This window comes from Clostridium tarantellae (assembly GCF_009295725.1).
Lineage (GTDB): Bacteria > Bacillota > Clostridia > Clostridiales > Clostridiaceae > Sarcina > Sarcina tarantellae.
In genome coordinates, this window is sequence record NZ_WHJC01000147.1 from 1 (window position 1) to 8,533 (window position 8,533).

At 26.6% G+C, this 8,533-nt stretch carries 2 protein-coding genes; both read right to left on the reverse strand.

The window, feature by feature from the left end:
- Positions 1-27: 27 nt before the first annotated feature.
- On the reverse strand, positions 28-4,923 hold the full coding sequence (locus GBZ86_RS09965; protein ID WP_152890256.1) for a carboxypeptidase regulatory-like domain-containing protein: 4,896 nt from the start codon (positions 4,921-4,923) through the stop codon (positions 28-30).
- 144 nt (positions 4,924-5,067) lie between these two features.
- Positions 5,068-8,247 carry a putative mucin/carbohydrate-binding domain-containing protein gene (locus tag GBZ86_RS09970; protein ID WP_152890258.1) on the reverse strand — a complete coding sequence of 1,060 codons (3,180 nt, stop codon included), beginning with the start codon at positions 8,245-8,247 and terminating at the stop codon, positions 5,068-5,070.
- Positions 8,248-8,533 lie beyond the last annotated feature (286 nt).

Below are 8,533 nucleotides of genomic sequence, written 5' to 3' on the forward strand. Positions count from 1 at the left end.
ATATATAATGAATAACTATTTTAAAAATTAAACAAATTTATATTCTATACCAGTATTTCTTATATAAAAAGTAACTTTTGATAGATTTATATTCCCAAATTTTAAAGGAGAATTTGAACTAGGAGGATTTATAACATTACCATTTAAGCTTAATCGACCTGGTTCAGCATGGGTAAGTTTGATATAATAACCATATTCAAATGATTTTTCATTGAAGATTTTTGCAAATTCTCGTGCATTTTCATTACCAGTTACAGATGATTTAGCGATTTCTTTTCCTGTATTATCATATAAGGATGCACTAAAGTATACACTATTACCAAAATAAGAATGAGAGCCTGAGCCAGTAGCTTTAACTATTAATGTTTTTGTAGTAACATTAAAGCCTATAGTAGCTATTAAATAATCTCCTAAACCGTAAAAATTAAATAAATTATCTGATAATAAAGTTTTTACTAAGATAGTTTTAGCTACACTTATGGTTTTATTAGGTTCAGTAGATGATATTTTTAAAGTACTATTTTCATCTATAAATTCATTAATATTAATAGAAAATTTACTTTTATCATTACAATTAGCAGTATAAGTTTTATTATTTACAGTTAATTTAATTTGAGCCTTTGGGTTACTTATTCCTTCTAAAGTTTTATTGGAACCTGCATAAATAGATTTAACTGTTGGAGGAAGAGATATAGAAGAGTATTTGGAAAAATTTCCATTATTAGGAATTATAATTAAAGAGGAATTACTATTATCTATAACAAAATTAACTACTTCATTATCATAGTGGTAATAACCATATATCTCCATATAAGGTATAGCATTAATTCCATAAAGTTTTGTTATAGCGTGTACAACATAATTTTCTTTACCAAGCCAAATAGAATTATTTCTATAGTATGCAGTCATATCTCCTATGAATTTTTTACCAAAGAAATCTTGTAAAGATATAAAGAAATATAATCCAGTACCAAAACCAAAACCTCTCTCTATAAATTTTCCATCTATTAAATAATCTTTATAAAAAGCTTCTATATTTTTGTTTTCATAACCTTTTCTGTCATTACCCCATAGCCAAGTAAATCCTGTAGTTTTTTCAGACATATTAGCAGAATATAAATTATTCCATATATCTATATGGCTCCATCCTTGCTCATATAAATGACCATATTCATGGAAAATACCCCAACCAGCACTAAAATAGCCACCAGAATTAGTTGGATGAGTATCTAGCATAGTTCCACCAGCAGACATATAGCCAACTTGTCTATTTCTAGCGCCTACTAAAACAAAGTTTTCTCTTGGTCTATCTAATTGATTTGTAGCATTTTTATCAAGACCAGCTAATTTATTATGCTCTGAAATAGTTTGTTCATGAAGTGCTAATACCTTAGAAGGAGATATTGGTTTAGGAATGTACTTGCATTTAGGAAAATAAAGTCTAACGTTTTCTGAAATTGCTAACATTCCATTTTCATCATTAGATAATAATAATTTATTAAATTCAGTTTCGTCCGTAATTGTTTTATTAAAAATTTTATTGTTTCTAATATCAAAAGTAGGTGTAATAATATAGTTAATATCATTTTCTATATTTAAAATTATTTGAAAAGAGAATGGAGTAGAATCATTTAAAGTACTTTCGATTTTAGCAACATTTAAAAATAGTTCCCCTTTTCTTGGAATAGAAATTTTTTTAGATTCATTAACTGGAATTGAGGAAATATAATGAATATTATCTACATCGTGAAGATTAATATCTCCAGCTCCTTTAATGTCTGATCCTTTAATTAAAATAGTAATATCAGTAGGATACATTATTTCTATTCCTAAAGGTTCTAAAGTATGAAATGCTATATTAAATTTTTTACGTTCAATAGAGGACCAAGGGCTTAAGCTAGTTTTTCTATAAATGTTTATAATTGGTACAGAAGAGTTTGTTGGAATATCTAGAATTAAACTTAAAATACTAGGAGCATAGTTTTCATTATCACCATGGAATTTAATGAAATTTTTTTCGGATTTTAAATTGATAGGAAGGGTAAATACTTTTGCATCTGATATAGTCCAACCATTAGTTGATGGTACAGTATAAATAGTTTCTATAGGTTCACCATTTATAGTTATTTTAAAAGGTCTATTTTCACCAGACACATATTTTATTCCAAGGTTATAAGAACCAACATTAGATACATTAATTCCTATGGTTACAGAACCATCTTTTGGACCACCTAACCATCCAACAACTTTACCATCTTTTAAATTTTCTATTCTTGCTTCATTTTCAATTAATCCTTCTAAAGCATTATAATTATAAGTGGGTAGTTCAGGATATTTTATTTCAGCATTACTTGAAGATGAACTAATGGATAATTCAATTATACTAGGAGCATAATTAATACCATCGCCATGAAATTTAATTGTATTTTCACCTGAATTTAATGCTATTGGTAAATTTAAAGTTTTTGCATCTGATATAGTCCAACTATTAGTTGGTGTTACGGAATAAATAACTTTTGTATCTTTACCATTTATAGCTAATTTAAAGGGTCTTTTTTCTCCAGAAACATATTTTATTGTTACGTTATAAATTTCATCATTATCTACGTTAACTTTTAATGTGACAGAACCATCTTTTGGACCACCTAACCATCCAACAATTTTGCCGTCTTTTAAATCTTCTATTATTGCTTCATTTTCAAGGAATCCATCTAAAGCATTATAAGTTTCATTATCAGAATAATTTTGAGAAGTACCACTTGAGGAAGAATTAGAAGAATTAATAGATAATTTAAGAATAGATAATTCAAGTATGATAGGAGCAAAATTAGTACCATCGCCATGAAATTTAATTGTATTTGAACCTGAGTTTAAAAATATTGGCAACAAAGTTAAAGTTTTTGCACTTGATATAGACCATCCATTAGTTTTTGGTACATTATAAATAGCATCAGTACTTATTCTATTAACATCTATTTTTAAAGGTCTACTTTCACCAGAAATGTATTTAAAAGTTAAGAAATAGAATCCTTTTTCTTCAATATTTACTGTAAGAGTTACTGAACCATCTCTTGGACCACCTAACAATCCAACGACTTTATCATCGTTTACATATTCTATTCTTGCTCCATTTTCTAGTTTGCCTGAAATTGCTTTAATAAATATTGGTTCAATTTTAGAGGTAGATGTAATAGTGGTAGCTTGCGATATGGTTATTTTTCCTAAATAAGGAGCGTCATTATTACCATCTCCATAAAATTTTATTTTGTTTATTCCAGCTTTTAAAGAAGTATTTATCATAAAAAATTCTACACTGTTTAAAGTTAAATCTTTTGTAGGAGATAATGAATAAATTGTACCTGTATTAATTTCATTAACATCTATAGATAAAGTAGTATTATTAGCTGTACATAAATATTCAATTAACAAATTATAATTTCCTTGTTCAGCAATATTTACTGTAATAGTAGAAGAACCGTCTAATGAACCACCAAGATAAGATACAAAGTTTGTTAAAGGATCTAAAGTTGCTCCATTGTTTAAAGTTCCCAAAGAAAGATCATAATTCATTATTGACTCATTTGGTACAGTTGATTTAACACTAGTAATCTCTGATAAAAGTATTTTTCCTAAATCTGGAGCATAATTAGTTCCATTTCCATGAAATTTTAAAGTGTTACTACCAGAAGTTAAATTAACATTTAATACACCAGTTTTTATACTATTAATGGACCAAGCATCTGTAATTGGAAAGGTGTAAATAGTACCAGTATTAATTTCATTGACATCTAAAGATAAAAATCTATCATAATCAGCAGTTAAATATTCAATTAATAATTTATATTCACCGTCATTAGCAACAGTTATTACAATAGTGGCAGAACCATCTTCTTCTCCACCTAAATGAGACACTAAATTAGTAGTTGCATCTATAATAGCATTATTTTCAAGAATTCCTAAAGCTAAATTATATTCATTAGAAGATAATGTGGAAGTTGAAAGTGTAGATGTAATATTGTTAGGCAATGTGGAAGTTGAAAGTGTAGAATTAACATCAACAACTTCAGATTGAGTTGATTTTATAAGATAACTTCCAATAGGAACGTTTATAAAAGTATAAACTCCTGATCTATTAGTAGTGGTATAGGCTATAGGAGTTAAATTTTTATTATCAGTTACTTCATAAAGAATAACATCAGCTTCAGCTATAGGCATATTAGAATCATTACTTATAATACCAGATATTATTCCTGTAGAAGTGATAGAAGATTTAGAAAGATTTTTAGAAATATTAGAAATTTTTCCATGTTCTACTACAGAATATAGTTTAAATGAATTATAGCCAAGAGCGGAAATAATAATTTCATATTTACCTGGTAAAACCTCGCTAAGAATAAAACCTCCTAAAGAATCAGTATAAGTTATGGCTTCTAATTTGGGGGTATTGGTTGTTAAATTATACAAGAAAACAACTGCGCCAAAAATTGGATTACTAGATGAATCTAATATAGAACCATTTATAGCACCTAACAAAGCATTAGGATCATCATACAAAGTAAAGTTCATAAATTTAGTTTCACCACTAGATAAAGTAAAGTTAGTAGTAGGAGTTAATAATTTACCAGTGGAAGTAGCTACCATATTATAACTACTACTTAAAGATATATCATCTATGGAGTACTTACCTAAAACATCAGTTTCTGTATAATATAAGGGTTGTAAATTAGCGTCCATTAATTTTACTATGGCTCCTTTAATAGGAGTATTATAAGCATCCACAACGGTTCCAGAAACAACTGCTCCAATATTATCAAATTTAGTATTTAAAGAAAGTTTTAAATCTAATTTAATATCTTCTCCAGTTTTTAATATTTGTATAGTTGGAGATTTAGTCAAAATATATTTATCTTGTTTTACTTTCATATATAAATTCTCCTTTTAAATACATTTTTATAGTATATAATACGTTAAATTACAAAATTAGTGATGAAAATACAATTATATAATGAGTTAATGAATTAAGGAATAATTTTTTATTTAATATATAATGAATAACTATTTTAAAAATTAAACAAATTTATATTCTATACCGTTATTTCTTATATAAAAAGTAACTTTTGATAGATTTATATTTCCAAATTTTAAAGGAGAACTTGAAGAAGGAGGATTTATAACGTTACCACTTAAGCTCAACCTAGATGGCTCAGCATGAGTAAGTTTTATATAATAACCATATTCAAATGATTTTTCATTGAAGATTTTTGCAAATTCTCGTGCATTTTCATTACCAGTTACAGAAGAAGTAGCTATTTCTTTTCCCGTATTATCATATAAAGTTGCACCAAAGTATATACTATTACCAAAATAAGAATGAGAGCCTGAGCCAGTAGCTTTAACTATTAATGTTTTTGTAGTAACATTAAAGCCTATAGTAGCTATTAAATAATCACCTAACCCATAAAAACTAAATAAATTATCTGATAATAAAGTCTTTACTAAGATAGTTTTAGCTACACTTATGGTTTTATTAGATTCAGTAGATGAAATTTTTAGAACACTATTTTCATCTATAAATTCACCAATTTTAATAGAAAATTTACTTTTATCATTACAATTAGCAGTATAAGTTTTATTATTTACAGTTAATTTAATTTCAGCATTTGGATTACCTATTCCTTCTAAAGTTTTATTGGAACCAGCATAAATAGGTTTAACTGTTGGAGGTAGCGATATAGAAGAGTATTTAGAAAAAGTTTCATTGTTAGGAATAACCATTAAAGAAGAAGTACTATTATCTATAACGAAATTAACTACTTCATTAGCATATTGATAATAACCATACATCTCCATATAAGGTATAGCATTCATACCATAAAGTTTTGATATAGCGTGTACAACATAATTTTCTTTGCCAAGCCAAATAGAATTATTTCTATAGTATGCAGTCATATCTCCTATGAATTTTTTACCAAAGAAATCTTGTAAAGATATAAAGAAATATAATCCAGTACCAAAGCCAAAGCCTCTTTCTGTAAATTTTTCATTTATTAAATAATCTTCATAAAAAACTTGTATATTTTTATTTTCATAATCTTTTCTATCATTACCCCAAAGCCAAGTAAATCCTGTAGTTTTTTCAGACATATTAGCAGAATATAAATTATTCCATATATCTATATGGCTCCATCCTTGCTCATATAAATGCCCATATTCATGGAAAATGCCCCAACCAGCACTAAAATAGCCACCAGAATTAGTTGGATGAGTATCTAGCATAGTTCCACCAGCAGACATATAACCAGCTTGTTTATTTCTAGCACTTACTAATACAAAGTTTTTACGTGGTCTATCTATTTGATTAATAGAATTAATATCAAGACCAGCTAATTTATTATGCTCTAAAATAGTTTGTTCATGAAGTGCCAATACCTTAGAAGGAGAAAGTGATTTTGGAATATGCTTACATTTAGGAAAATAAAGTCTGGCATTTTCTGAAATTAGTAACATTCCATTTTCAGAATTAGATAAGAGTAAGTTTTTATATTCATTTTCATCAGTAATTGCTTTATTAAAAATTTTATTATCTCTAATATCAAAGGTAGGAGTAATCATATAGTTAATATCATTTTCTATACTAAGAATTATTTGTAATGAAAAAGGAACACCATCACTTAAAGTATGAGTGATATTATTAACATTTAAAAATAATTCCCCTTTTCTAGGAATGAAAATTTTTTTAGATTCATTAATATTAACTTTAGAAATATAATGCATATTATCCACATCATGAAGATTAATATCCGCTGTACCTCTTAAACTTTTTCCTTGTATTAAAATGGTAATGTCTGTAGGATGCATTATTTCTATACCTAAAGGTTCTAAAGTATGAAAGGCTATATTAAATGATTTTCTTTCAATAGAAGACCAAGGGTCTAAACTAGTTTTTCTATAAATGTTTATTATTGGTATAGAAGAGGTTGTTGGAGCCATAAGTGACATACTTGAAATACTTGGAGAATAATTCTTACCATCACCATGAAATTTAATTGAATTTTTGTCAGATTTTAAATTGATAGGAAGGGTAAATGTTTTTGCATCTGATATAGTCCAACTATTAGTTGATGGTGCAGTATAAATAGTTTCTATAGTTTCACCATTTATAGTTATTTTAAAAGATCTACTTTCACCAGACACATATTTTATTCCCAGGTTATAAAAACCACTATTAGATACAGTGACTCCTATGGTTACGGAACCATCCTTTGGACCACCTAGCCAACCTACAATTTTACCATCTTTTAAATCTTCTATTCTTGCTTCATTTTCAATTAATCCTTCTAAAGCATTATAATTATAAGTTGGTATATTAGGATATTTTAATGTAGTATTTAATAAAGATGTATCGGTAATTGAAGTAAGGGAGGTGGAGTGTGATATAGTTATTTTACCCAAGAAAGGAGCTGGATTAATACCATCTCCATGAAATTTTATTTTATTTACTCCCGCTTTTAAAGAAGTAGTTATGATAAAATATTCTATATTGTTTAAAGTTAAATCTTTTGTAGGAGATAATGAATAAATAGTACCAGTATTAACTTCATTAATATCTACAGATAAATTATTATTATCTGTACATAAATACTCAATTAAAAAATTATAGGATCCTTGCTCAACAGTATTTACTGTAATAGTAGAAGAACCATCTAAAACTCCACCAAGTGAGGAAGCAAAGTTTGTTAAAGGGTCTAAAGTTGCACCGTTATTTAAAATTCCTAAAGAAATATCATAAACCATTGATGAATCATTTAGTAGAGTTGAGTTAATGATAGTAGGTTTTGAAAGAAATATTTTACCTAAATCAGGAGCAAAATTAATTCCATTACCATGAAATTTCAATGTGTTACTACCAGATGTTAAATTAACATTTAATAGAGCAGTTTTTATATTATTAATTGACCAACCATCTGTAATTGGAAAAGTGTAAATGGTACCAGTATTAACTTCATTAACATCTAAAGATAAAAACCTATCATAATCGGCAGTTAAATATTGTACTAATAAATTATATTTTCCGTTATCATCAACATTTATTATAATAGTTACAGAACCATCATATTCTCCACCTAAATGAGATACTAAATTAGTAGATGAATCTATAATAGCATTATTCTCTAAAATTCCTAAAGCTAAATCGTATTCTTTAGAATCTTGTATACTTGGAGTATTATTTAAAGTATATACGTGCATATATAAAATCTCCTTTTAAATACATTTTTATAGTATATAATATGTTAAACTATAAATTTAGTGATGAAAATACAAGGGTGATAAATAGTTTTAAATCATAAGAAATTATTATTAAAAAAAATCTTTAGGTATTAATAAATCATTAGCTATAATGAAGAAGTTTAATATAGTATTAAAAATTATATTTTATTTTTTTATATAAATAAAAGTGAGTATTTATTAATTTTTTTAAAATACTCACTTTTATTTAAAAATCAATGGCAAACTATTTAAAGATGCTTTAAAG

Coding starts and splice junctions, on each gene's coding strand:
- GBZ86_RS09970 (WP_152890258.1), bottom strand. CDS start 8,247: ATGCACGTATATACTTTAAATAATACTCCAAGTATACAAGATTCTAAA.
- GBZ86_RS09965 (WP_152890256.1), bottom strand. CDS start 4,923: ATGAAAGTAAAACAAGATAAATATATTTTGACTAAATCTCCAACTATA.